Annotated in this window: 24 protein-coding genes and 1 pseudogene; 13 read left to right on the top strand and 12 right to left on the bottom strand. The window is 55.5% G+C overall.

What is annotated here, in order from left to right; all coding sequences use genetic code 11:
• Positions 1-6: 6 nt before the first annotated feature.
• The 3 genes from asr (at position 7) to AC2FAP_RS04765 (ending at position 1,496) form a co-directional block, all read left to right on the top strand.
• Positions 7-396: an acid resistance repetitive basic protein Asr gene (gene asr / locus AC2FAP_RS04775; protein ID WP_032670412.1), complete on the top strand. Its 390-nt coding sequence runs from the start codon at positions 7-9 to the stop codon at positions 394-396.
• Between the two features lie 92 nt (positions 397-488).
• Positions 489-572, top strand: a complete 84-nt coding sequence (gene ydgU, locus AC2FAP_RS04770; RefSeq protein WP_021241182.1) for a small membrane protein YdgU — start codon at positions 489-491, stop codon at positions 570-572.
• A gap of 102 nt (positions 573-674) precedes the next feature.
• Positions 675-1,496: a trypsin-like serine peptidase gene (locus tag AC2FAP_RS04765; protein WP_020884292.1), complete on the top strand. Its 822-nt coding sequence runs from the start codon at positions 675-677 to the stop codon at positions 1,494-1,496.
• 1 nt (position 1,497) lies between these two features.
• Here AC2FAP_RS04765 and AC2FAP_RS04760 read toward each other — a convergent pair whose 3' ends face one another.
• The 4 genes from AC2FAP_RS04760 to AC2FAP_RS04745 all read right to left on the bottom strand — a co-directional run bounded on the left by AC2FAP_RS04760 (position 1,498) and on the right by AC2FAP_RS04745 (position 4,712).
• Complete coding sequence (locus tag AC2FAP_RS04760; protein ID WP_449541603.1) at positions 1,498-3,660, bottom strand: bifunctional diguanylate cyclase/phosphodiesterase; 2,163 nt, start codon at positions 3,658-3,660, stop codon at positions 1,498-1,500.
• Between the two features lie 85 nt (positions 3,661-3,745).
• The gene (mdtI, locus tag AC2FAP_RS04755) at positions 3,746-4,075 is read right to left on the bottom strand and encodes a multidrug/spermidine efflux SMR transporter subunit MdtI (protein ID WP_014169849.1); all 330 of its coding nucleotides are present in this window, start codon (positions 4,073-4,075) and stop codon (positions 3,746-3,748) included.
• Positions 4,062-4,424 carry a multidrug/spermidine efflux SMR transporter subunit MdtJ gene (gene mdtJ, locus AC2FAP_RS04750; protein WP_025204323.1) on the bottom strand — a complete coding sequence of 121 codons (363 nt, stop codon included), beginning with the start codon at positions 4,422-4,424 and terminating at the stop codon, positions 4,062-4,064. Before mdtJ ends, mdtI begins: the two co-directional genes overlap by 14 nt.
• Before the next feature lie 117 nt (positions 4,425-4,541).
• Positions 4,542-4,712, bottom strand: coding sequence for a protein YdgV (locus AC2FAP_RS04745; RefSeq protein WP_086463355.1), 171 nt, complete (start codon positions 4,710-4,712; stop codon positions 4,542-4,544).
• Positions 4,713-4,845: 133 nt separating this feature from the next.
• On the opposite strand from AC2FAP_RS04745, the gene AC2FAP_RS04740 reads away from it, so the two are divergent.
• The gene (locus AC2FAP_RS04740) at positions 4,846-5,889 is read left to right on the top strand and encodes an AI-2E family transporter (protein ID WP_014169847.1); all 1,044 of its coding nucleotides are present in this window, start codon (positions 4,846-4,848) and stop codon (positions 5,887-5,889) included.
• An 89-nt stretch (positions 5,890-5,978) separates the two neighbouring features.
• On the opposite strand, the gene AC2FAP_RS04735 is transcribed toward AC2FAP_RS04740, so the two are convergent.
• Positions 5,979-7,004 (bottom strand): LLM class flavin-dependent oxidoreductase, encoded by a 1,026-nt coding sequence (locus AC2FAP_RS04735; protein ID WP_014169846.1) that lies wholly within the window; start codon positions 7,002-7,004, stop codon positions 5,979-5,981.
• A 178-nt stretch (positions 7,005-7,182) separates the two neighbouring features.
• On the opposite strand from AC2FAP_RS04735, the gene yajD reads away from it, so the two are divergent.
• Together yajD and AC2FAP_RS04725 are read left to right on the top strand one after the other, a co-directional pair.
• Positions 7,183-7,530: an HNH nuclease YajD gene (yajD, locus tag AC2FAP_RS04730; protein ID WP_014169845.1), complete on the top strand. Its 348-nt coding sequence runs from the start codon at positions 7,183-7,185 to the stop codon at positions 7,528-7,530.
• A 56-nt stretch (positions 7,531-7,586) separates the two neighbouring features.
• The gene (locus AC2FAP_RS04725; RefSeq protein ID WP_449541602.1) at positions 7,587-7,856 is read left to right on the top strand and encodes a hypothetical protein; all 270 of its coding nucleotides are present in this window, start codon (positions 7,587-7,589) and stop codon (positions 7,854-7,856) included.
• Positions 7,857-7,976: 120 nt separating this feature from the next.
• On the opposite strand, the gene AC2FAP_RS04720 is transcribed toward AC2FAP_RS04725, so the two are convergent.
• On the bottom strand, positions 7,977-8,744 hold the full coding sequence (locus AC2FAP_RS04720; RefSeq protein WP_449541601.1) for an arylamine N-acetyltransferase family protein: 768 nt from the start codon (positions 8,742-8,744) through the stop codon (positions 7,977-7,979).
• Positions 8,745-8,780: 36 nt separating this feature from the next.
• Here AC2FAP_RS04720 and AC2FAP_RS04715 point away from each other — a divergent pair, with 36 nt between their 5' ends.
• Positions 8,781-10,289, top strand: coding sequence for an aminotransferase-like domain-containing protein (locus tag AC2FAP_RS04715; protein WP_449541600.1), 1,509 nt, complete (start codon positions 8,781-8,783; stop codon positions 10,287-10,289).
• A gap of 65 nt (positions 10,290-10,354) precedes the next feature.
• On the opposite strand, the gene AC2FAP_RS04710 is transcribed toward AC2FAP_RS04715, so the two are convergent.
• The gene (locus tag AC2FAP_RS04710; RefSeq protein WP_047744566.1) at positions 10,355-11,410 is read right to left on the bottom strand and encodes an SDR family oxidoreductase; all 1,056 of its coding nucleotides are present in this window, start codon (positions 11,408-11,410) and stop codon (positions 10,355-10,357) included.
• A gap of 97 nt (positions 11,411-11,507) precedes the next feature.
• On the opposite strand from AC2FAP_RS04710, the gene AC2FAP_RS04705 reads away from it, so the two are divergent.
• A complete protein-coding gene (locus AC2FAP_RS04705; protein WP_449541599.1) occupies positions 11,508-12,389 on the top strand; it encodes a LysR family transcriptional regulator in 882 nt (293 codons plus the stop codon).
• Between the two features lie 7 nt (positions 12,390-12,396).
• On the opposite strand, the gene umuC is transcribed toward AC2FAP_RS04705, so the two are convergent.
• From umuC to AC2FAP_RS04690, 3 genes are all read right to left on the bottom strand, one after another.
• The gene (umuC, locus tag AC2FAP_RS04700) at positions 12,397-13,659 is read right to left on the bottom strand and encodes a translesion error-prone DNA polymerase V subunit UmuC (protein ID WP_333168376.1); all 1,263 of its coding nucleotides are present in this window, start codon (positions 13,657-13,659) and stop codon (positions 12,397-12,399) included.
• Positions 13,643-14,077 (bottom strand): translesion error-prone DNA polymerase V autoproteolytic subunit, encoded by a 435-nt coding sequence (umuD, locus tag AC2FAP_RS04695; protein WP_014169838.1) that lies wholly within the window; start codon positions 14,075-14,077, stop codon positions 13,643-13,645. Before umuD ends, umuC begins: the two co-directional genes overlap by 17 nt.
• Before the next feature lie 233 nt (positions 14,078-14,310).
• Positions 14,311-15,177, bottom strand: coding sequence for an aldo/keto reductase family oxidoreductase (locus tag AC2FAP_RS04690; protein ID WP_251884759.1), 867 nt, complete (start codon positions 15,175-15,177; stop codon positions 14,311-14,313).
• Positions 15,178-15,321: 144 nt separating this feature from the next.
• On the opposite strand from AC2FAP_RS04690, the gene tcp reads away from it, so the two are divergent.
• Positions 15,322-16,983 carry a methyl-accepting chemotaxis citrate transducer gene (gene tcp, locus AC2FAP_RS04685; protein ID WP_014169836.1) on the top strand — a complete coding sequence of 554 codons (1,662 nt, stop codon included), beginning with the start codon at positions 15,322-15,324 and terminating at the stop codon, positions 16,981-16,983.
• Between the two features lie 37 nt (positions 16,984-17,020).
• On the opposite strand, the gene smrA is transcribed toward tcp, so the two are convergent.
• A complete protein-coding gene (smrA, locus tag AC2FAP_RS04680) occupies positions 17,021-17,584 on the bottom strand; it encodes a DNA endonuclease SmrA (RefSeq protein ID WP_020884302.1) in 564 nt (187 codons plus the stop codon).
• Between the two features lie 354 nt (positions 17,585-17,938).
• Complete coding sequence (locus AC2FAP_RS04675; RefSeq protein ID WP_014169834.1) at positions 17,939-18,850, bottom strand: LysR family transcriptional regulator; 912 nt, start codon at positions 18,848-18,850, stop codon at positions 17,939-17,941.
• Positions 18,851-19,025: 175 nt separating this feature from the next.
• On the opposite strand from AC2FAP_RS04675, the pseudogene AC2FAP_RS04670 reads away from it, so the two are divergent.
• The 4 genes and pseudogenes from AC2FAP_RS04670 (at position 19,026) to ogt (ending at position 23,877) form a co-directional block, all read left to right on the top strand.
• Positions 19,026-20,335: pseudogene (locus AC2FAP_RS04670) on the top strand (M20 family metallo-hydrolase).
• On the top strand, positions 20,335-21,780 hold the full coding sequence (locus AC2FAP_RS04665; RefSeq protein ID WP_449541598.1) for a M20 family metallopeptidase: 1,446 nt from the start codon (positions 20,335-20,337) through the stop codon (positions 21,778-21,780). The pseudogene AC2FAP_RS04670 and the gene AC2FAP_RS04665 overlap by 1 nt, the downstream one beginning before the upstream one ends.
• Before the next feature lie 44 nt (positions 21,781-21,824).
• Positions 21,825-23,351, top strand: coding sequence for a p-aminobenzoyl-glutamate transporter (gene abgT, locus AC2FAP_RS04660; RefSeq protein ID WP_020884305.1), 1,527 nt, complete (start codon positions 21,825-21,827; stop codon positions 23,349-23,351).
• Positions 23,352-23,361: 10 nt separating this feature from the next.
• Entirely contained in the window at positions 23,362-23,877 is a 516-nt protein-coding gene (gene ogt / locus AC2FAP_RS04655) for a methylated-DNA--[protein]-cysteine S-methyltransferase (protein ID WP_020884306.1), read from the top strand.
• Positions 23,878-23,948: the final 71 nt, after the last annotated feature.

The following is a 23,948-nucleotide window of genomic DNA, read 5'->3' as shown; positions in this document are numbered from 1 at the left end:
ATGAACATGAAAAAAGTATTAGCTCTGGTTGTTGCCGCTGCTATGGGTCTGTCTTCTGCTGCGTTTGCTGCTGAAACCACTGCTGCACCGGCTGCTGCTGCGCCAGCTGCAACAACGACTGCTGCTCCGGCAAAAACCGTACACCACAAGAAACACCATAAAGCCGCTAAACCTGCTGCAGAGCAAAAAGCCCAGGCTGCTAAAAAACACCACAAAAAAGCCGTTAAACAAGATGCCGCTAAACCGGCTGTAGAGCAGAAAGCGCAGGCCGCTAAAAAGCACCATAAAAAAGCGACCAAACCTGCTGTAGAACAGAAAGCCCAGGCGGCTAAAAAGCATCACAAAAAAGCAGTAAAACACGAAGCTGCTAAACCAGCTGCACAGCCAGCTGCGTAAGAGTACAAGCTTAACCGTGCCTTTCGGGGCACGTTGGTAAACCGGCGCTGAACCGGAAAGGTCCAGCGCCGTTTTTTTTATCCGGAGGGCGTATGCTGCGGCGCTATCGGTTTGAGCTGATTCTTATCCTGCTTATTTTATGCGCGCTCATCGCAAGCCATTTTTATCTTTCCTGATCGTAGCACGCTGATTTTACTCCCACTTTAGCGCTGTCCCGTCTATAGTATTTTCATAGGGTTCACTTTTAATAATCATAATTGCCCCCACCAGAGTGTGATATGCGTAAATCTGTTGTGTTGTTACTGGGAACGTTTGGTCTTTTTTCTGGATTCTCACATGCGGATGATGGCGGTGATGAAACCATTAGCGCGAAAGAGCTTAAAACGCTGTTTTTCGGTCATGACGATCGTACGCGCGTCGCCGATCCTACCCAGGCACCCTGGGACGCTATCGGGCAACTGGAAACCGCCAGCGGTAATTTATGTACCGCTACGCTGATTACGCCGCAACTTGCCCTGACGGCAGGCCACTGCCTGCTGACACCGCCAGACGGCAAGCCAGACAAAGCCGTTGCCCTGCGATTTGTGTCGCAAAAAGGGATGTGGCGTTATGAAATTCACGGTATTGAGGGACGCGTTGATGCTTCTCTCGGCAAACGTCTGAAGCCTGACGGTGACGGCTGGATAGTGCCTCCGTCAGCGGCATCCTGGGATTTTGGCCTGATCATTTTGCGCTACCCGCCTTCTGGCATTACCCCGCTTCCGTTATTTGACGGAGACAAAGCCGCGCTCACTGCCGCACTGAAAGCCGCCGACCGTAAGGTGACGCAATCAGGCTACCCTGTCGATCATCTGGACGCGCTTTACACCCACACGGACTGTATTGTCACAGGATGGGCGCAAAACAGCGTGCTCTCACATCAGTGCGATACGTTACCCGGTGACAGCGGCTCGCCGCTGATGTTAAAAACGGATAACGGCTGGCAGCTGATTGGGGTTCAAAGCTCTGCGCCAGCGGCAAAAGACAGATGGCGTGCAGATAACCGGGCCTTAGCCGTGACCGGTTTTCGTGACAAGCTGGAAGCACTGGCGCAGCAGTAGCTCAGCACTGTCTGACCTGACGTAACGCCCTGATTGATTCAATCGGCATCGGCTGGCTGAACCAGAACCCCTGCAGCTGATCGCAGCCAGCCAGCCGTAACAATTTCATCTGCTTTTCGTTTTCCACCCCTTCTGCGACCACCGCCATGCCCAGGGCATTGGCGATCCTCACCGTACCGCTCACCAGCGCCGCCGCCTGCTCATCGTTGTCCACCAGCCCGGCCAGTGATTTATCGATCTTAATGGTGTCGAAATTAAAACGCCGCAAATAGCCGATACTCGAATAGCCCGTGCCAAAATCATCCAGCGCCACCGCGGTGCCCAGCGCTTTAAGGTTGGCAATCGCCGTGCGGGCACGCTCGGGGTTTTCCAGTACATAGGTCTCCGTGACTTCGAGCTGGAGTCGCCTGGCCGGGAAACGGGTGCTTTCCAGAACCCAGGCCACTTTTTCTTCGAATTCAGGGTCGCGAAACTGCGCCGGGGAGATATTAACGGAGAGCTTCAATTCGCTGTACGGCTCCAGATCCTGGCAGGCACGCTGCAAAACAAACTGGCCCAGTTTGTAAATCAGCCCACTCGTTTCCGCAATGGAAATGAAGGTATCCGGACCGAGTTCACCTTCCGGACGACGCGGCCAGCGAACCAGCGCTTCCACACTGCTCATTTTCTGACTGCGGGCGTCAATAATCGGCTGGTACCAGACCTCAAACTCGTCTCGCTCCAGTCCGTTACGGATCTGGTTTTCAATCGCAAGCTTGCGTTCCCGGGCGTTATTCAGCGCCGCGTCATAGTGGGTGACACGCCCTTTCCCGCTAATTTTGGAATGGTACATGGCGATATCGGCGCGGCGAAACAGCTCGGAACTGGTGCATTCAATCAGGGTTCCGCTGGCAATCCCGATGCTGGCGCCGATATGAATGGTGCGCTCCCCCAGACGAATAGGGGTATTGAGAAAATCCAGTACGGATTCAGCAAAGGTGGTCGCCAGCGCTTCTGCCCCTTCACCGCCGATGGTCATGGCAAACTCATCGCCTCCCATGCGCGCCAGCATCCCGCCCGGTGGAACGCATTCATTCAGCGTTTTGGCAATGGTCACAATGAGATCGTCACCGAGGCTGTGGCCGTAGATATCGTTGACGTCCTTGAAGCCATCCAGATCGATAAACACCACGCTTTTGACGTCAATATCGCCACGCAAACTCACGCGGTCCAGCGCTTCAATGAGTGCGCGGCGGTTCGGCAGATGGCTTAGCCAGTCCGTTCTGGCGACCAGACGCGCCTGGCTTTCTCCGCGGGCCAGTTTGTACAGGCCCACGCAGCTCACCATAATAAACAGCAGGATCAGCACCGATGCCAGCACCACTATCTGCGTAATATCGGATGATGCGGCCCGGGCCGCCTGCGCGCCAGGAAGGCGTGCCTGCCAGTTGAGGTAACCCAGTAACTCCCCAGCAGAACTGCGCAGCGGCATACTCAGACTGTTGATTTTATCCGGGGTAAAGTTGAGGTTATCAATCTGAAAGGTCTGCCCCAGATCGGATAATATGCCGCTATTCAAATGGCGGGTAATCACCAGATAGCGGCGTGTACCGTCGTTAACCTGCAATCGCCCGATCATCGGTCGGATCAGCCCTATTCCGACAAACGCGACGCCGTGACGCGTTCGGGTGATCCCGGCATAAATATTCTTCTGGCTGGGTAATTCACGTCCGTGCTGCTGAATAAGCGCTTGCAGGCCTTTGCCAAAAAAGTCGAGATTCGTCTCCGCAAAAGGCTGGCTTTGAAACGATCCCCAGATAACGTTGAAATGCTCATCCAGCACGAAAGTGCCGTCATAGAGGTTATTGACTTTAAAGCCCGCTCCCCAGGTGTTGTATAACCATTCGGTATCGAGCTTTGGGCGGTAGACCTCGCGTACCGCATCGTCCCAGACGGCATTATCAATCACCAGGGTCGAGACACGGTTAACCGACGTTTGTATCGCACCCTGCACGGAAAGCGTGGTGCGGTGCTCGTCAATTTCATTGGTTTTGGTGCTGATCAGGTGCAGAGATAAATAGAGCAGCGCGACAATGGAGATGATTAAGCCGATCCCCGCCATGAAGATCATGGCAAACAATGTTCTCGCGGTGGGAATATTGCGCCAGCTTAATGTGCGATACATTAGCCATCCTCTTCAATGTTTTGCTTTTTTTAAGAGTAATACAGGCAGCGAATTTCGCTGCCTGTAAATAATGGCTTAACGTGTATCAGGCGAGTTTTATCATGATCATGCCGGCAAGCAGCAATATCAGTCCAATCCAACCTTTGTTATTTAAACGCTGACCGAACAGCACCCAGCCGGCTGCCAGGGTGGCGGCAATACCAAACCCGCCCCACAGCGCATAGGCCACGGACAGATCGATACCCTTCACCGCCTGTGACAGGGCGCTGAACGCCCCCAGTACGGCGGCAATCGACAACAGTCCGTAAATTTTACGACGAAAACCGTCAGAGAATTTTAGCAGGACGTTCGCTAAAATCTCCAGCACGATGGCAAACCCCAACCAGGCCGCGTGGATCCATTCAAACTGCTGCATGGGTCTGCTCCTTCGGCTGCTTAGTCGGTTTGCGTGTACCCGATTTAATCAGCACGATACCTGCTACCAGCGTCGTCAACCCGGCAATCTTCATTGTTGATAATGTTTCGTCAAATAATAAGACGCTGAACAGGGTGATCAACAAAATACCGATCCCTTCCCACAGCGCATAGGCCACACCCAGCGCAATTTTCTTCACTGCAAACGACAGGAAAATATAGGAAAGTGAAATCATCACCAGCATTAAAATAAAGCCGGTATTACCATCGCTGACGCTTGCCCATTTCATCGACAGCGTGCCGGTAATTTCAGCGATAATAGCAAGGGCTAATAAAATCCAGTAAAACATGTTTTTCTCCTGCTTGAGAATATAATCCATCGTGGCCTGCTGCGTGCAGCAAACCCAAAAATATGAAATTAAATCAGACAGCTAAGCGCGTAGCGCCAGCTCAGGCAGAAGATGTGACTATAGCGCGTTGCGCCAGTGTTGCTCACCAGAAAGAAGGCAGAAGGAAGTGAAAAATACAGCGGTGTTGTTTGAAGAATACGTCCTGAACAAATTGTCCATAAAATTACAATTATCCGCGTTGTTGCTTCTCGTCTTTGCGGATGAAAATTGTCCTCGGTAGTTGAACACGCCAAATTTGTACCATAAGTAAGGCTTTTACTCAAAGTCTTTTCAATTCTTTACCCATCCCGTTTGATTTTGGTTAGTTTATTGAAACGGCTTTCGCCTTTATTATAAATAAAAATATTATTCAGGAACCCCCATGGCTAAACCCATCATTACCCTGAACGGGCTAAAAATTGTCATCATGCTGGGCATGCTGGTGATCATACTGACGGGCGTTCGTTTTGCCGCCGACATCATCGTGCCGTTTATTCTGGCCCTGTTTATTGCGGTGATCCTTAACCCGCTCATACAGCGCATGACGCGGTTCCGCATCCCGCGCGTGCTGGCAATCACGATGCTTATCAGCATCATTATTATTGCCATGGTGCTGCTGGTCGCTTATCTCGGCACCTCCCTGAATGAACTGACGCGAACGTTACCGAAATACCGCTCGTCGCTGGCGATACCGCTGTTGCAGCTTGAACCCTGGCTGCAGCGTGCGGGAATCGAAGTGTCCGTTGAGGAGTTGCTGAAGTACATTGATCCAAATGCCGCCATGACCCTCGTCACCGGCCTGCTGGCGCAGCTCTCTAACGCCATGACCTCGATTTTCCTGCTGTTTTTAACGGTGGTGTTCATGCTGCTGGAAGTGCCGCAACTGCCCGCAAAACTGCAGCAAATAATGGTCCGTCCGGTTGAAGGCATGGGGGCGATTCAACGCGCGCTGGATAGCGTCTCCCGCTATCTGGTCCTGAAAACTGCCATTAGCCTGGTCACCGGGGCCGTGGTCTGGGGAATGCTGATGGCGCTGGATGTCCGGTTTGCGTTCGTCTGGGGATTACTGGCCTTTGCGCTCAACTATATCCCCAACATCGGTTCGGTACTGGCCGCTATTCCCCCTATTCTGCAGGTGCTGGTGTTCAGTGGGTTCTATGATGCGCTGATTCTGCTGGCCGGGTATCTGGTGATTAACCTGGTGTTCGGGAATATTCTTGAGCCACGCATGATGGGGCGCGGTCTGGGATTGTCCACGCTGGTGGTATTTCTGTCCCTTATATTTTGGGGATGGCTGCTCGGCCCGGTCGGCATGTTGCTCTCCGTTCCGCTGACCATCATTGTGAAGATTGGCCTCGAACAGACGGCGGGCGGGCAAAGTATCGCCGTGCTGCTGAGCGATATGAGCCATAAGCCAGTCGAATAACCTCCGCAGATGCCTGCCTCGTCCCCCTTACCGGGGGTGACGAGACAGGCAGGCGTTACGGCCTTCGCGCTCGGCGCACAACAAAATGGCTACTCGCGCCATCCCATTGCCGGTGCAACATGCTTCAGAATGGATTCGATAACATGCGCGTTGTAATCCACTCCGAGCTGGTTCGGCACGGTGAGCAATAAGGTGTCCGCTTCGGCAATCGCTTCGTCCTGTTTCAACTGCTCAATCAGCTTTTCAGGCTCAGCGGCATAGCTGCGTCCGAAAATTGCGCGCGTTTTCTCATCAAGGTAACCCACGCTATCGCTGTCATTCCGGCTTGCGCCGAAGTACATACGGTCACGATCGTCCATCAGCGCGAAAATACTGCGGCTGACCGAGACGCGCGGCTGACGAGTATGCCCGGCTTCCGCCCAGGCCTGTCGGTAAGCGCGGATCTGTTTTGCCTGCTGAATATGGAATGGCTCACCGGTTTCATCATCTTTCAGAGTTGAGCTTTGCAGGTTCATCCCCAGTTTTGCAGCCCATACCGCTGTCGCGTTCGACCCTGCGCCCCACCAGATGCGCTCACGTAAACCTTCGGAATGTGGCTCCAGGCGCAGCAGTCCCGGTGGATTTGGGAACATGGGTTGTGGGTTCGGTTTTGCAAACCCTTCTCCGCGCAGCACCTCAAGCAGTACCTCGGTGTGTCGGCGTGCCATATCTGATTCATTTTCCCCTTCCTGCGGGACATAACCAAAATGACGCCAGCCATCAATGACCTGCTCCGGAGAGCCCCGGCTGATCCCCAGCTGCAAACGTCCGCCGGAGATTAAATCCGCCGCGCCCGCATCTTCCGCCATGTACATCGGATTTTCATAGCGCATATCGATCACACCAGTACCGATTTCGATGCTTTTCGTTTTGGCACCGATCGCCGCCAGTAAGGGGAACGGAGAGCTGAGTTGACGGGCAAAATGATGCACACGGAAATAGGCACCGTCTGCGCCCAGCTCTTCAGCGGCGACGGCCAGGTCGATGGATTGCAACAGGGTGTCCGCCGCGGAACGCGTGCCGGACTGGGGTGACGGTGTCCAGTGACCAAATGACAAAAAGCCGATCTTTTTCATAACGAGATATCCTGATGATGCTTTGCGTTATCTCTACTTTACGCATTACCCGTGGAGAATAAATGCCCTTTATTTAACGGAATAATTCAAATAAATTGACAGAATTGAGCGGATCGCAATGACGCCCCATAATGAGATATAGTGCGTCTTTCTTTTTCCCTGGCAGGTAAAACCGGCAATGGCTCTGATCCCTAAAAACTACGCGCGACTGGAAAGTGGCTACCGTGAAAAGGCATTAAAAATCTATCCCTGGGTCTGTGGACGCTGCTCACGCGAGTTCGTCTATTCAAACCTGCGCGAGCTCACGGTTCACCATATCGATCACGATCATACTAATAACCCGGAAGATGGCAGCAACTGGGAGCTGTTGTGCCTGTTTTGCCACGACCATGAACACTCGAAATACACCGAAGCAGATCAGTACGGTACTACCGTTGTGGCGGGTGAAGACGCGCAAAAAGACATGGGCGTGGCCACTTTCAACCCGTTTGCCGATCTAAAAGCGATGATGAATAAGAAAAAATAATTCCCTAATATTGCCCCTCTTCGTCATATGGGCCTCACAGTTACAGGTAAAAGGATATGGATACACTCCGTTGCTACTGGGACGTTTTTTTCAATGCTTATGGCTCACTGCTCACGAAAACCGTGCTGGTATTACTGCTGGTGTGGTGGTGTCATCAAACCCTGCAGCGCTTCAGAAAAGAAGCCCCTGACGCTACCGGCCCCATTGCCGAGGCCAATGCCAGAGAACGCTACCAGTGGCGCTATTTGCGGTGGGCTTTAAGTAGCATTCAGGGCATCCTTTCCCTGTATATTATAGGGGTGATTATTACGACGCTTTTTACGTAGCGGATACGGTTTCTGCCCTGAAGACGTCTCAGGTAGCCTCTGTATTTAACAGTCCGCATTGTCGATGATAAGCCGGGGACGCATGCGCAGACTCGATACAGTCCAGCGTCCCCCTGCGGATCACTCAACCGTCAGCGCGAAACAATTTTTCAGTACAGAGGCAATGTCATCTTCTGCCAGCTTCTGCGTTTCCACGCCCTGCGCGGTGATCGTTTTCAGCACATTACCCAGCAAAATCTGACGCCCTTCCGGGTGATGCTGTACGACGAGCAGCTTCTGCACAAAAATGGCGTCCGGGTGCGTGGAGTTAAGGTAGTTGGCAGGCACAAAATCAATCCACTCCTGAGGAGAGAGGTCAAAGCCGTACTGACTGGCCCATTTACCCTCCACCCATGCCTGAAGCAGATACTCACCCTCAGCGTTACGGGTCAGCCGGAACGTGTCGAAATCCTGCCGGATATCCGTATCAAGCATGTCTAACGCCATCGGCGCACGGATGCCGTAGCTACCGAACCCGAGGTCACAAAGCCACTGACGACCGTCAATCTCAGCAATGAGTGCCATATGGGTTTTAGGCCGACGCACCGGGTAGAACATCGGGCGCGCCGCGACAAAACGCCAGTGAATGCCCAATGCCTCCAGCGCCATCGCAAATAGCCCATTCACCTCATAGCAGTAACCGCCGCGCTTCTGCCTCAACAGCTTATCGGCAATGTCTTCGGGGACCAGCGAGACGACTTTACCCGCCTGTACATCCCCATTTTCAAAGGGTATCGAAAAGAGCTGATGGCGCATAAGCGCATGCAGGGTTGCAGTATCGGCAGCCGCCGGACCGGTATAGTTTATGCGCCTGAAATAGGCAGAAATATCGAAATTGTCGCTGTGCATAGTGCCTCCTTGTGTGGAACATGCCGGACACTATAGATGGGGCACTTCATTGGCTGTATAGTCAGTTTTATCGAAAATTTGACTGCACAGATCCCCATGGCCGCCCCGTCCCCCCATTACCGTCGGATTGCTGAGATGCTGCGTCTTACGCTGGCTTCAGGCGCGTTGCAAATCGGCGACCGGATGATCTCTGCACGTAAACTGGCCGAGCGCGAACAGGTCAGTCTCCCGACAGCACTGGAAGCACTCCGCTGCCTTGAGGCCGAAGGCCTGATCGTTGCGCGTCCGCGTTCGGGCTACTACGTCCGTCAGACCCGCCTGTCCCGATGCGTGCAGCCCACCCGTTCCCTGTCCGGCCCCGTGCCTGTGACAATGTCAGCCGTCGCGCGATCGTTATTCAGTAGTGCAGAAGCCCGACTGGTACCGCTGGGGGCTGCCTTGCCCGACCCCGCGTGGCTACCAGGCGATACCCTGCAACGTGCGCTGCAGTCTGCAGGTCGACGTCTGGAAGCGCGTGGGCAAAGCTATAGTCTGCCTCCGGGACGGGTTGATTTGCGCAGTAAGATTGCCGCCCGGGCAGCGCAATGGGGTGGCCGTTTTGGTGCAGAGGATCTCATCATCACCGCTGGCGCGACACAGGCGCTTCGTCTGGCGTTGCGGGCTGTGTGCCAGCCTGGCGACGTAGTAGCGATAGAACAACCCGCCTATTTCGGTACGCTGTTGCTGCTGGAAGATTTGGGCCTGAAGGCGCTGGAGATCCCAACCGATCCTGAGGAAGGGTTGTTGCTGGCGCCGCTCGCCGATGCTATTCGGTGCCATCATCCAGCGGCCGTTCTGGCCTCGCCCACCGTGCAAAATCCGCTGGGCGCCAGTATGTCCGTCACCCGCAAGCAGGAACTTGTTGCCCTGCTGGAAGATGCAGACATCCCGTTAATTGAGGACGATGTTTATGGCGATCTGGTCGGCGAAGGGCAACGTCCTCCCGCCTGTAAAGCGTTCGACCAGAGCGGGAATGTCATTTACTGCAGTTCATTGTCTAAAACGCTTGCGCCCGGATGGCGCATCGGCTGGATTGCGCCCGGACGTTACCACGCCCAGGTCCTGCAGGCGCGTATGGCCGGAGACTGGGCAGGCGCGCCGCTGTTTGAGGCCGCAACGAGCGAAATCCTGGCCAGTGGCGACTACGATCGTCATCTGCGGCGGCTAAAGCGGCGCATCGCAGAAGGGATTGGTGCCGTCATTGCGCGCGTCAAGGCAAGCTTCCCTCCCGGCACACGCGTTAACGTGCCGGCTGCCGGTTTCCTGTTGTGGGTTGAACTTCCACACCAGGTGAATGCACTGGAGGTGCACCGCCGCGCGCTGACACTGAACATCGGCGTTAGCCCCGGGCCGCTGTTCTCCCCCCGCGCACACTTAACGAATTACCTGCGATTAAATTGTGCCAACGAACCCACGCCCCTCCTGCTGAATGCGGTGGATCGGATTGGCGCACTTTGTCATGAACTGGCCGGCTCCTCTGGCCCTATTCCAGAAAGGGAACATTGAGCGCTCTTTACTCCCTGCATCCGGGTTCGCGTTTTTTACTGCCGTCAGAAACGCACTCCCTTTTTTTACGGAATAATACGTGCCGCTCTTAGCTGCGAGAACAGGCTGAAAAACATCTCATCGGTTGCCTGCATTCGCGTGAACCCTGACCGGCGGAGCTTACTGCCGTCGCCAAACATGTCGTAATTCCAGCTAAAGACAAAATCGGCAAAATGCCCGTCGTTCAGCTGCAAAATATCCGCCTCCACCAACCGATCCCCGGCAATGTCGCGCCATAACGCACGATAGTCCTTAAACAGCTGATGGAATGACAATCTGACCGGCGGCGCAGAGTCCAGTTCAAACCAGCGAGCGATGCGCGGCCACAGCTCGCTCCAGCGCCAGATGTCCCCATTATTCACGTTGAAAGCCTGGTTGTTAGCCCTACGTGATGTGGCTGCCCACAGCGTTGCCTCCGCCAGCAATCCGGCGTCAGTATGATCAACAATGCTGTGCCAGGTCTGTTCCGAACCGGGAAAACGCAGAGGTAAACCCAGAGCCTTACACAGGGACGCATACAGTGCGATGCTCAGCGCAAGGTTCATGGTATTGCCTGGCACCGAACTGCCCACCACGCCTGGCCTGATGGCATTCCAGTGCCAGCGTTTTTCCCGCTGAAAATCACGGAGCCACGCGAGCTGAGCGGCGTTAAATTCTGCCCCGGGTACGCCCGGATCGCTTTCGCGTGCCGGGGTTTTGAACGGTCCCAGGTGCGCGCCATACACTTTGTATCCCTGCATCAGGCTTACCGTCTGCAAAGGCGCCGTTTTTTCAATATTGCTGACCAGGTTGCGCAACATCGTGACGTTCGGTTCAACCATTTCCGTCCAGCTCCCGGCATTCATCCAGGCACTGTAAAAAATATGGGTGATCTCGCCAGCGGCTTGCAAAGCCCTGGCGCTATCCTCCGCATCCAGTAAATCCACGTTGATCAGCGAAATAGCATCAGGATGGGATAAGGCATGGCGGCTCAGGCCAATCACCTGCCATTTGTTGTCCAGGAGCGTTTTGACGAGCTGTCTGCCTACGATCCCGCTGGCGCCAGCGACCAGCGCGACGTTTTGTGGCTGCATCTTATTCACGGTGTTTCTCCAGTTAGGGTGACAGACACAGTGTGATATATTATTTTTTCCCTACATATCCCCTGAATTCGATGGCACTTATAAGAAAAAACATTAAATGAACAATAAGCTCAACGCCATTTCCACCTTTCTGCGCGTCGCAGAAGCGGGTTCCTTTTCGGCAGCCGCTCGCCAGAGCGGAATGAAGCAGTCTGCCGTCAGCCAGCAGATTGCCGCCCTGGAACAGGAGCTCGGGGTGGTATTACTGCATCGGACAACGCGAATGATGAAGCTCACCGAGCAGGGTGAACGTTATCGCCGTGATATGCAGCTTTTGCTGGATGCCATGCAGGAAGCGGAGAGACGGTTGAATCCTGCCGATCATCAGTTTCAGGGCAGCGTCCATGTTCAGTTGCCAAGCGGTCTGGGGCAGATCGTTTTGCCCCCTCTGCTGGCGCTTCAGCGCCTGCATCCGGCATTGCACCTGACGTTGTCCCTGGATGACCGCATCGCCGACCTGGTGAGCGAAGGGGTGGATGTCGCGCTACGCCTTAGCGCTGAGCCTCCGCAATCGCATGCGGCACGTCTTCTGATGCGGATTGAAACCGCGCTGTTCGCTGCTCCCGGCTTTCAGGCGGTACACTCCGTCAGCGAACTGGCGGCACATCCCCATGTGCGATTTAGCGGCATCCCGCGGGATGCGCCTCTACGGTTGATCGCCGGTGAGGAAACAATTGACGTGAAAGTGCATACCGTTTTTCGTGCCAACACCAGTGACGCCCTGTTACAGGCGCTGGAGTCAGGCATCGGGATTGGCGGCGTGCAGCTGCCGCTTGCGGCAAAGGCGTTGCAAGCCGGCACGCTGGTGCCGGTATTACCGGCCTGGCGGTTACCTGACCGGTATCTCTATGCCGTCTACCCCGACGCCCGCTTTATCCCACAACGCGTCAGAAGCGTGATACAGGTGATCGAACAAATCCTGCCGACCCTTGCCAAATAACCGGCGTCTACTTCGCTACCGGCAAATCCGCGTACCGCGTCGTATAAGCCGGTGACAACATCTCGCGCTTCATCGCCCAGGATTTCTCAATCCCCTGCCCGGCAAACCATATCTTCCCTTTCCCGGAATGATTCACGCTGTCGATCAGCGCCATCAGCGCCGCGCTGTTGGCGCGCAAACGGTTATCGTCAAATAAATTCAGCTGGGCGACGCCGCTACTGAAAAAGTCCGCCAGCATCACCCCCGCTTTCATGTAGCGATAGCCGTCAAGCCATATGCGCCCCAGCGCATCGGTGGCGGCACGGATGATATCGCGCGAGTCATTGGTGGGCGTCATCAGGGTGACAGACGCCTGATTGCCGTAATAAACCTCGTTGTCCGCATGCGGGCTGGTACGCAAAAACACGCTGATAAAGCGACAATATTGATGCTCGCTGCGCAGCTTTTCCGCAGCCCGTTCAGCGTAGGCGCAAATGGCCTGGTGCATCTCCTCGTATTGCGTAATACGGTGTCCAAACGAGCGGCTACAGATAATCTGCTGCTTCGTGGGCGTAAACTCTTCCAGATCAAGACAGGGCTCGCCGCGCAGCTCGCGCGCCGTGCGCTCCAGGACAACGTTAAAATGTTTGCGAATGACCCACGAGGAAGCTTGTGCCAGCTCCAGCGCCGTGGTGACGCCCATCGCATTAAGTTTTTTGGTAATGCGCCGCCCGACGCCCCACACCTCCTCTACCGGTACGCGCGCCAGCAATTTACGCTGCCGCTCGCGATCCGATAAATCCACTACGCCTCCCGTGCTCCTCCACCGCTTTGCCGCATAGTTGGCCAGCTTCGCCAGCGTTTTCGTGGGGGCAATGCCTACGCCAACGGTTAATCCCGTATTTTTAAACACCTGTGTGCGCATATGATGACCAAACGCCTCCAGCGCCATGCAGTTGCTGACGCCAGCAACGTTCACAAACGCCTCATCAATGGAGTAAATCTCTATGGCCGGGGCGAAATCGGTCAGCGTCTGCATCACCCGGCTGCTGAGATCGGCGTAAAGCGCATAGTTCGAGCTAAAGACGTAAACCCGCGCGGGAAAGCGCTTCTCTTTGAATTTGAAATACGGCTCGCCCATTTTTATATCGAACTGCTTTGCCTCCCGCGACAGCGAAATAATGCAGCCGTCGTTATTGGAGACCACCACCACGGGTTTGCCCCGCAGATCGGGCCGAAACACCGTCTCGCAGGAGGCATAAAAGCTGTTCACATCAACCAGCGCGAACATGTTTATGCGTTTTGAGTGTGTGGGTGACAACACCGAAGATCTGCAGTTCCTCTTCGGACTGAAACGTGATCGGCTGATAGCGAACGTTATGCGGCACTAACCTCAGGATCGGACGGGTCTGCAGCTCTTTGACCGTAAACTCACCCGCGACGGATGCCACCACAATATCCCCGTGCACGGCGTTTAACGAACGATCGACGACCAGCAGATCGCCATCGCCGATCCCAACGCCGATCATCGAGTCTCCGCTCACCTTCACAAAGTAGGTCGCGCTGGGATGCCTGACGGCCAGGCGGTTAAGATCGAGACGATCCTCCACATAATCCTGCGCCGGGCTTGGAAAACCACACGCTACGCGTTCTACAAATAACGGTAATTCAAGGGGTTGCTTTGGATAATAAGAAAAGAGAGTGTCCATAAATGCCTTTCTCGCCAGATACTGTATATAAATACAGTATTACGGATTATGGACAAGGATCAAGGTCCTTTACGGGGGTTACCCCAAACGCATTGAAGTGTGAGCGGATTTAATTCAGCCGTATCCTGCGCATCGGCGAAAGAATAGCCAGATAACGCCTGCGGCAGCGACATTCAGGTTTCAAGAGGGACAAAAAAGCCCAAAGCACTGCTTTGGGCTTATGCCTGTCTGGCTTAATCCGCCAGCGAATCGAGCGTTTCCAGCGCGTCAGCCGGGAGCACCAGCTCCGCCGCCGCAAGATTTTGTCGCAGATGCGCCACGGAGGAGGTGCCGGGGATCAGCAGGATGTTCGGCGAACGTTGCAGCAACCACGCCAGCGCGACCTGCATTGCCGTTACGCCCAGCGAATCAGCGACCGCCTGCAGCCCGGATGATTGCAGGGGTGTAAAACCGCCCAGCGGGAAGAACGGTACATACGCAATCCCCTGCTGCGCCAGCGAATCCACCAGCGCATCATCGCCACGGTTCACGATGTTGTACATGTTCTGCACACACACCACCTGCACCATCTTCTGCGCTTCCGCAACCTGGGTGGCCGTGACGTTGCTCAGGCCAATATGGCGCACCAAACCTTGCTGTTGTAACTCGGCCAGCGTGGCGAGAGGTTCAGCAATTGAGCCTTCTGCTGGACCGTGTGCGCTGAACATGATGCGCAGATTAACCACATCCAGCACATCCAGCTGCAGATTACGCAGATTGTCATGTACCGCCTGCGTCAGTTCCTGCGCGGAGAAGGCCGGCAGCCAGGAGGCATCACTGCCGCGACGGGCACCGATCTTGGTGACGAGCGTCAGATCGTCGCGGTACGGATGAAGCGCCTCGCGGATCAGCTGGTTGGTGATATGCGGCCCGTAAAAATCGCTGGTATCAATGTGATTCACCCCAGCAGCCACCGCTTCGCGGAGCACATTCAGCGCAGCATTTTTGTCCTTTGGAGGACCAAACACGCCCGGCCCGGCAAGCTGCATCGCGCCATAGCCAAGCCGTTTAACCGTCCGCGACCCCAGTGCGTACGTCCCGCTTTTATCAATGCTGCTCATGTCGACCTTCCTCATAAAAATGATCCGGATTTACAACGAGTTCCTTAACAGACCCCGTAGTTAAGCGCGAGTTAAATTAAAGTTTAATTTCTCTACGACGATAGTATTTGTGTAACCCTGCATCTTCTCTAACGGACGACCGCTATGCTGAAAAATCTGCACGTGATTACCGGTATTATCTTTGCTCTCACCATATTCTGTCTGTTGCAAGTTGTCACGGGAGGGTTGTTCTACTCTGCCGTCAGCAACGACCGCCATAACTTCCAGAACTCCGGGGTGCTCAATGCCCAGCAGGAGAGTCTGAGCGACAGCGTGAACACGCTGATCAAAACGCGCGTCACCGTCACCCGCGTGGCGATCCGCTACCTGAAAAACCAGCGCGACCCGGCGTCCCTTGCGGCGATCAACAAACTGCTTGGCACCGCGGCTGATTCTCTGGCTAAAGCTGAAGCCTATAACAAAGAGTGGCAGAAAATGCCGCAGGTTAACGGCCAGAACGCGGCATTAACCGATGAAATGCAGAAATCATGGAGCCAGATGCATGAAGTGATGCGTCTCTCCATTGCGTATCTGCGTGCCGACAACTACCAGGCCTATGGCGATCTGGATGCCCAACAGGCCCAGGACGATATGGAAGGGGTTTATAACCGCTGGCGCGCCGAAAACAACACCCTGCTGAAAGCCGCAACCGAAGAGAACCAGAGCAGCTTTACCCAGATGCAATGGACGCTGGCAGCGATCTTCCTGGCCGTGATCGCGGTGCTGGTGGTGATCTGGCAGGGTTTACAACACCTGCTGTTAAAACCGCTCCACATGATTATGAACCATATTCGCGCCATTGCGGGCGGCGATCTGACGCAGGATATCGCCCTGTCTGGCCGCAATGAGATGGGTCAGCTGGCAGCGGGTCTGCATGAGATGCAACAGTCGCTGGTGACCACCGTCAGCGCCGTGCGTGGTAGCACCGACTCCATTTACACAGGCGCAGGTGAAATTGCCGCCGGAAGCAACGATCTGTCTGCCCGCACCGAGCAACAGGCGGCTTCGCTGGAGGAGACGGCTGCCAGCATGGAAGAGCTGACCGCAACGGTTAAACAGAACTCCGACAACGCCCGTCAGGCTACGCTACTGGCGAAGAACGCTTCAGAAACGGCGGCCCGTGGCGGTCACGTGGTGGATAACGTTGTCCGTACCATGACCGAAATCGCCGACAGCTCGCAGCAAATTGCGCACATTACCGGCGTGATTGACAGCATTGCCTTCCAGACAAACATTCTGGCGCTTAACGCGGCGGTGGAAGCCGCGCGTGCCGGGGAGCAAGGTCGTGGCTTTGCGGTCGTTGCAGGTGAAGTCCGCACGCTGGCCAGCCGCAGTGCGCAGGCGGCGAAAGAGATCAAAGGGCTGATTGAGAACTCCGTCAGCCGGGTGAATACCGGTTCAGAGCAGGTCAGCGAAGCGGGCGCAACCATGAAGGAGATTGTCGCGGCCGTCACCCGCGTGACCGATATCATGGGCGAGATTTCGTCGGCGTCCGATGAACAGAGCCGCGGCATTGAACAGGTGAGCCTGGCCGTTTCGCAGATGGACAGCGTCACACAGCAAAACGCCGCGCTGGTACAGCAATCCGCCACGGCGGCGGCGGCCCTGGAAGATCAGTCGGAACAACTGCGCCAGGCTGTGGCAGCGTTTCGCCTGAACGGAAAGGAAAAAGCCACCGCGCCCCGCCCGGCCACGGTGAAAACCCCACAGCTGTTACGCCCGGCAACGGCCAACACCGCCACCGACAGCAACTGGGAAACCTTCTGAGTGACAGGCGGGCGAACGTCTCGCCCGCCAGAAACGCTTAACGGCTGCGCTTAGCGTGCCGTTCCCAGTTCTCCTGTTTCGCTTCGTCAGACTTTCGTAGCGAAACATAGCATGCTCCGCTGCCGCCGTGATGCGGCAGCGCCACGCAAAAGGCCTGCACTTCCTCGAACTCGGTTAACCAGCGCGCCAGATAGCTGCGTACCACGTTGGGATGGGCGTTCTGCTCCCGCCCTTTTCCATGAATGATCACCAGGTTACGTAATCCATCGCGTCCAGCCTGGCGGATAAAGGAAAACAGCATCTGCCGGCAACGCTCGGCGGGCTGGCGTAACAGATTTAAACTGGCCTGGCGGGAATATTTACCCGAGCGGAGCTTATCAATAACGCCCTGTTGCACCCCTTCCCGTCTGAACGCCAGCGGCTCCTCCAGGGGCAGCAGTTCCAGGAAGCCCAGGGTCAGGAAGTTATCCAGTTGCTCGGTATCAATCTCCTGACGCGTTCGCGTGTTGCGGCTCGGCTGCCAGTGAATATCCGTGCAGCGCTTCAGGGGCTGGATACCCTCCATGGCGTCAAGAAAAAGTGATTTGTCGTCAGGGTTCATGGACATCCTCCCGCTACATCTGAGCCTGTACTATACCTGCGCCAGGCATGGGCCTCAATAACCGCCCCCCAGGATGAGGGCATAAATATTAATCTGATGAATATAAAAATTATTTCTCCGCAAAAGTTAAACGCGACTTATCTTAAATTTCAGCACGCATAAAACAGAAAGTTTAGGTTAAAAAAATGTGGAATCAATCATGCTAAAACATATCTTTTTGAGGGTGGGCTGTTATAATTAAATAAACCTGCTTCACGGATATAACATTCAGGATCTGCGAAGGGAAGCACTGCTGTGTGTTGTAGGGTCTGTCTGATGTCGGACAGGCTCTGTTTTTTTATTTTACTCCCCGCTTCACTCCGATACTATTTTCCGCGCCTCTCTTCTGAATTGCGTAATTAACGATTCGGTCAGGGGTGTCTGACGAGAATCACGGCGCTGAATTAAATAATAGGCCGCTTTAGGTAGCGATTCGACAACGGGCAGCATAACCAGACGGTGCGCCAGCAGCGGGTCACAGCCCAGTTCCTTTGGCAGGATACTTAAAAAATCACTTTGTGCAACAAGGCTAATGCAGGAAGAAAACGTTTCGCAGACAACGTCAATGCGCGGTATTTGCGAGCGATGAGTAAACACATCTTCTAATTGCTTATAATAACTCCCGCGTGGCGTCGGCATTGTCCAGTTATAATTAAGCAATTCGGTAATGGATGTCGCGCCCGTCGCCGGATGCCCTTCCCGACAAAATACGGCGAAAGGCTTTTCAAACAATTTTTCAAACGTAAACTCATGATCGTACGGCCCCTGATAATAGGTGTTGATGGTGAAATCCAGCTCGCCCTGGCGTAATTCATTGATCATCGACACCAGTTGCCCTTCCATAATCCGGACTTTTACCTGCGGATGTTGTGCATGAAAGCGGGTGATCACCGCGGGCATAAGGCTTCGCGAAATACTGGCTCCCATTCCAATATTAATCTGCCCGGCCAGTTCCCCCTGGCGCTGGCGGATATCATCCTGCGCCGCGCGTAACTCTTCCAGAATCAGCCTGGCGCGCGAGTAAAACCCTTCCCCACACTCGGTCAATGCGACGCCTTTACTCCTGCGCACAAAAAGCTGCGCCGCCATGCCCTCTTCCAGCTCTTTGATCGATTTAGTCAGCGCCGGTTGCGAAAGATTAAGCGTCCTGCTGGCACCGCGGATACTGCCCTGACGCGCGACTTCAACAAACGCCCGGATTTGATGAAATTTAATCTGAAATGACATAGCCCGACCGATAACCGTTGTTTATCAGAGTAAAGAAACTGTCATCTACTTTAATGGAAATGGATGTGCGAGGGTAATTCCTGAACGGTTAAAACTGTGAAAAAACGGTTAGTGATAAGTAAAAACTATCACAGCGTGAAGCAGTTCACATATTTTAATGATGACAGGAACAGATATGGAATCACTGGCGCAGTACATCCAGACATTAGCCCCACAACTGAGCGCATGGCGTCGCGATTTTCACCATTTCGCGGAGTCCGGATGGCTCGAATTTCGCACGGCGGCGAAAGTCGCGGAAATCTTAGACCAGCTGGGTTATTCGCTGGCGATGGGCCGCGACGTGGTGGACGCCGAAAGCCGTATGGGATTACCCGATGACGCCACGCTGGCGCGAGAGTTTGCCCGCGCCCGGGCGCAAGGCGCACCAGAGAAATGGCTGGCCCCGTTTGAAGGGGGATTTACCGGCATTGTGGCGACCCTGAATACCGGCCGCCCAGGACCGACGCTGGCGTTTCGCGTGGATATGGACGCGCTGGATTTAAGCGAAGCACTCGATGACAGCCATCGCCCGTTCCGCGACGGGTTTGCCTCCTGCAACCCGGGGATGATGCACGCCTGCGCCCACGATGGTCACACCACCATTGGTCTGGGGCTGGCGCACGTGCTTAAGCAGAATGAATCGCAACTCAATGGCACCATCAAACTGATCTTCCAGCCTGCCGAGGAAGGCACCCGAGGCGCTCGCGCCATGGTGGCTGCCGGGGCGCTCGACGATGTGGACTACTTCACCGCGATTCACATTGGCACCGGTGTGCCCGCCGGTGTGGTGATCTGCGGCAGCGATAATTTTATGGCCACCACCAAGTTCGATGTGCATTTTACCGGGGTTGCCGCACACGCCGGCGGTAAACCGGAGGACGGCCGGAATGCCCTGCTCGCCGCAGCTCAGGCCGCTATCGCGCTTCACAGCATTGCCCCACACAGCGAAGGTGCATCGCGGGTGAATGTCGGCGTGATGCAGGCCGGCAGCGGACGCAACGTCGTGCCGGCTAACGCCCTGCTCAAGGTTGAAACCCGCGGTGTAAGCGAAGCCATTAACCAGTACGTCTTTGAACGCGCGCAGGCCGTGATTACCGGTGCGGCGGCACTCTACGGCGTGAGCGTCGAGATGCGTCTGATGGGCGCCGCCACCGCCAGTGCCCCTACACCGGCCTGGGTAGATTATCTGCGCCAGCAGGCAAGCCAGGTGACCGGCGTGGTGCAGGCCATTGACAGAGTCAACGCCCCCGCAGGTTCCGAAGACGCGACGCTGATGATGGCCCGCGTGCAACAGAACGGCGGAATGGCGTCGTATATGGTGTTCGGTACCGAGTTAAGCGCAGGTCATCACAATGAAAATTTGATTTTGATGAGCAGGTCATGAACCTCGCTATCGAAACGCTGGCGCGCACTGCGCTTAATTTCCCGTGGACGCGAGGTGTGTAATGCAGGAGAACTACGCTTTTATTGCCGATGCCATCGACACGCGATGTCAGCTGTTAACCGACATTGCCGACGACATCTGGGATCACCCTGAAACGCGTTTTGAAGAGTTCTGGTCCGCGGAACGGATTGCCGGCGCGCTGGAAGCGGAAGGTTTCAATCTGACCCGTGAAGCCGGCGGGATTCCGAATGCCTTTATCGCCAGCTTCGGCAGCGGTAAACCCGTTATCGCCCTGCTGGGGGAATATGATGCTCTGGCCGGATTGAGCCAGCAGGCACACTGCGCGACGGCACAGTCCGCCACGCCGGGTGCCAACGGCCACGGCTGTGGCCACAATTTGCTGGGAACGGCAGCGCTGGCGGGTGCCATTGCGGTGAAAAGCTGGCTGGAGCAGCACGGGGGGAGCGGCACCGTGCGTTTCTACGGCTGTCCTGGTGAAGAAGGTGGTTCAGGGAAAACCTTTATGGTGCGCGAAGGTTTGTTTGATGACGTTGATGCCGCCGTCACCTGGCACCCTGAAGCATTTGCCGGCATGTTTAACGTCAGCACGCTGGCCAATATTCAGGCCGCCTGGCGGTTTCACGGCGTGGCGGCGCATGCTGCTAACTCGCCACATCTGGGGCGTAGCGCGCTGGATGCCGTAACGCTGATGACCACTGGCACCAATTTCCTCAACGAACACATCATTGAGAAAGCGCGCGTTCATTACGCTATCACCGATACCGGTGGAATCTCACCCAACGTGGTGCAGGCGCAGGCTGAAGTGCTGTACCTGATCCGCGCGCCGGAAATGGCCGATGCGCAGCAGATCTACGAACGTATCGAGAAAATCGCTCAGGGCGCGGCAATGATGACCGAAACCACCGTTGCGTGTCGCTTTGATAAAGCCTGCTCCAGCTACCTGCCCAACCGCACGCTCGAAGCGGCGATGTATCGCGCCCTGCAGCATTACGGCACGCCGGAATGGACGGAAGAAGAGCGCCAGTTTGCGCAGGATATTCGTGCCACGCTAACGCCAAATGACCTGCAAAACAGCCTGAAGAACATTGCCGCGACGGGGGGAGAAGCCGGTAACGCTTTTGCGCGCCGTCAGCAGGAGAAGTTACTGACAGATGAGGTCGCACCTTATGCCATTACCGATAACGTACTGGCCGGGTCAACCGATGTGGGCGATGTCAGCTGGAAAATGCCGGTGGCACAGTGTTTCAGCCCCTGCTTTACCATCGGAACGCCTTTGCATACCTGGCAACTCGTGGCTCAGGGGCGAACCTCAATTGCTCATAAAGGCATGCTGCTGGCCGGAAAAGTGATGGGCGCAACCGCGTTAAATCTGCTCCAGGATGCAACGCTGCTGCAACAATGCCGGGAAGAGTTCGAACAACAAATCACCGAAAAACCGTACGTGTGTCCGATTCCGACAGGCGTGACACCGTCACCTTTAAAATAATAAAACACAACACAACAACACAACAACAGTCCCGAGGAACGCCCATGAGTATGTCTTCCATACCTTCGCATTCCCCATCCGGTAAGCTCTATGGCTGGGTTGAAAGGATCGGCAATAAAGTGCCGCACCCTTTCCTGCTTTTTATCTGGTTGATCGTGGTTTTGATGGTGGCGACAGCGGTGCTGTCCGCCTTTGATGTCAGCGTGCGCAGTCCGGCCGATGGCAGTATGGTGGCGGTCAAGAACCTGTTGAGCGTCGAAGGGTTGCACTGGTTCTTACCGAATGTGGTTAAAAACTTCAGCGGCTTCGCCCCGCTGGGGGCCATTCTGGCGCTGGTACTGGGTGCCGGGCTTGCCGAGCGTGTCGGTCTGTTACCGGCGCTGATGGTGAAAATGGCCTCCCACGTCAGCGCACGTTACGCCAGCTACATGGTGCTGTTTATCGCCTTCTTTAGCCACATCTCCTCTGATGCCGCGCTGGTGATCATGCCGCCCATGGGCGCTCTGATTTTCCTCGCCGTCGGACGCCATCCCGTGGCGGGTCTGCTGTCGGCGATTGCGGGCGTAGGCTGCGGCTTTACCGCCAACCTGCTGATCGTGACCACCGATGTCCTGCTCTCAGGCATCAGCACGGAGGCGGCCAAAACCATCGACACCGCGATGCACGTCAGCGTCATCGACAACTGGTACTTTATGGCCAGCTCGGTGGTCCTGCTGACCCTGGTGGGCGGACTGATTACCGATAAACTCATTGAGCCGCGTTTAGGGAAATGGGAAGGCCGAAGCGATGAGAAGCTGGAGACGCTAAGTAAAGAGCAACGCGTTGGCCTGCGCGTGGCAGGCGTGGTCTCGCTGGCGTTTATTGCCGCGGTCGCGCTGATGGTGGTACCGGAAAACGGCATCCTGCGCGATCCGGTTAAACATACCGTTCTCCCCTCGCCGTTTATTCAGGGCATTGTGCCGCTGATTATTCTGTTTTTCTTTGTCGTTTCGCTCGCCTATGGGATCGCCACCGGCAAAATTCGCCGTCAGGGCGATCTGCCGCAGCTGATGATCGAACCCATGAAAGAGATGGCGGGCTTTATTGTGATGGTGTTCCCGCTGGCGCAGTTCGTGGCGATGTTTAACTGGAGCAACATGGGCAAATTTATGGCCGTGGGTCTGACCGATGCGCTGGAAGCGGCGGGGTTAAGCGGCGTCCCGGCATTTGTCGGCCTTGCGCTGCTGTCGTCACTGCTGTGCATGTTTATCGCCAGCGGCTCGGCAATCTGGTCGATTCTGGCTCCCATCTTTGTGCCGATGTTTATGATGCTGGGGTTCCACCCGGCGTTTGCCCAGATCCTGTTCCGTATCGCAGACTCCTCCGTCATCCCGCTGGCACCGGTCTCACCGTTTGTTCCGCTGTTTTTAGGCTTCCTGCAGCGCTATAAACCAGAGGCAAAACTGGGTACCTACTATTCGCTGGTTTTACCCTATCCGCTTATCTTTTTAGGGGTATGGCTGGTGATGCTGGTGGCATGGTATCTTGTCGGTCTGCCGATTGGGCCGGGGATTTACCCAAGGCTGCACTAAAGGATTATCGATGCTGAGATTACTCGAAGATAAAATTGCCACGCCGCTTGGTCCACTGTGGGTGATTGCAGACGAGCAGTTCTGTCTGCGCGCCGTTGAGTGGGAAGAACACAGCGACAGGATGGACACGTTGCTCAACGTGCACTATCGCGCGCAGGGTTATGAACGTATCAGCGCCACCAACCCCGGCGGCCTGAGCGACAAACTGACGGCGTACTTCGAGGGCGATCTCAGCATCATTGACACCCTGCCGACCGCCACGGCAGGCACACCTTTCCAGCGCGAAGTCTGGCAGGCGCTGCGCAGTATTCCGTGCGGACAGGTCATGCATTACGGCCAGCTCGCCGGGCAACTCGGCCGTGCCGGTGCGGCCCGCGCGGTCGGCGCGGCAAATGGCGCTAACCCCGTCAGTATTGTGGTCCCCTGCCACCGCGTGATTGGCCGTAACGGCACCCTGACCGGCTATGCCGGTGGCGTGCAGCGCAAGGAGTGGTTACTGCGTCACGAGGGGTATCTCCTGCTCTAGTTTCCAGGCTTTTAGTGCTTAATTTTCTTCCGGTTAGGCTAAAAATCCATAATCAAGCTGTGGAATTTCAA

This window comes from Enterobacter cloacae complex sp. 394I7, assembly GCF_057320345.1.
The sequence above is the reverse complement of the archived record's forward strand: the minus strand, read 5'-3'. Positions and strand labels throughout refer to the sequence as shown.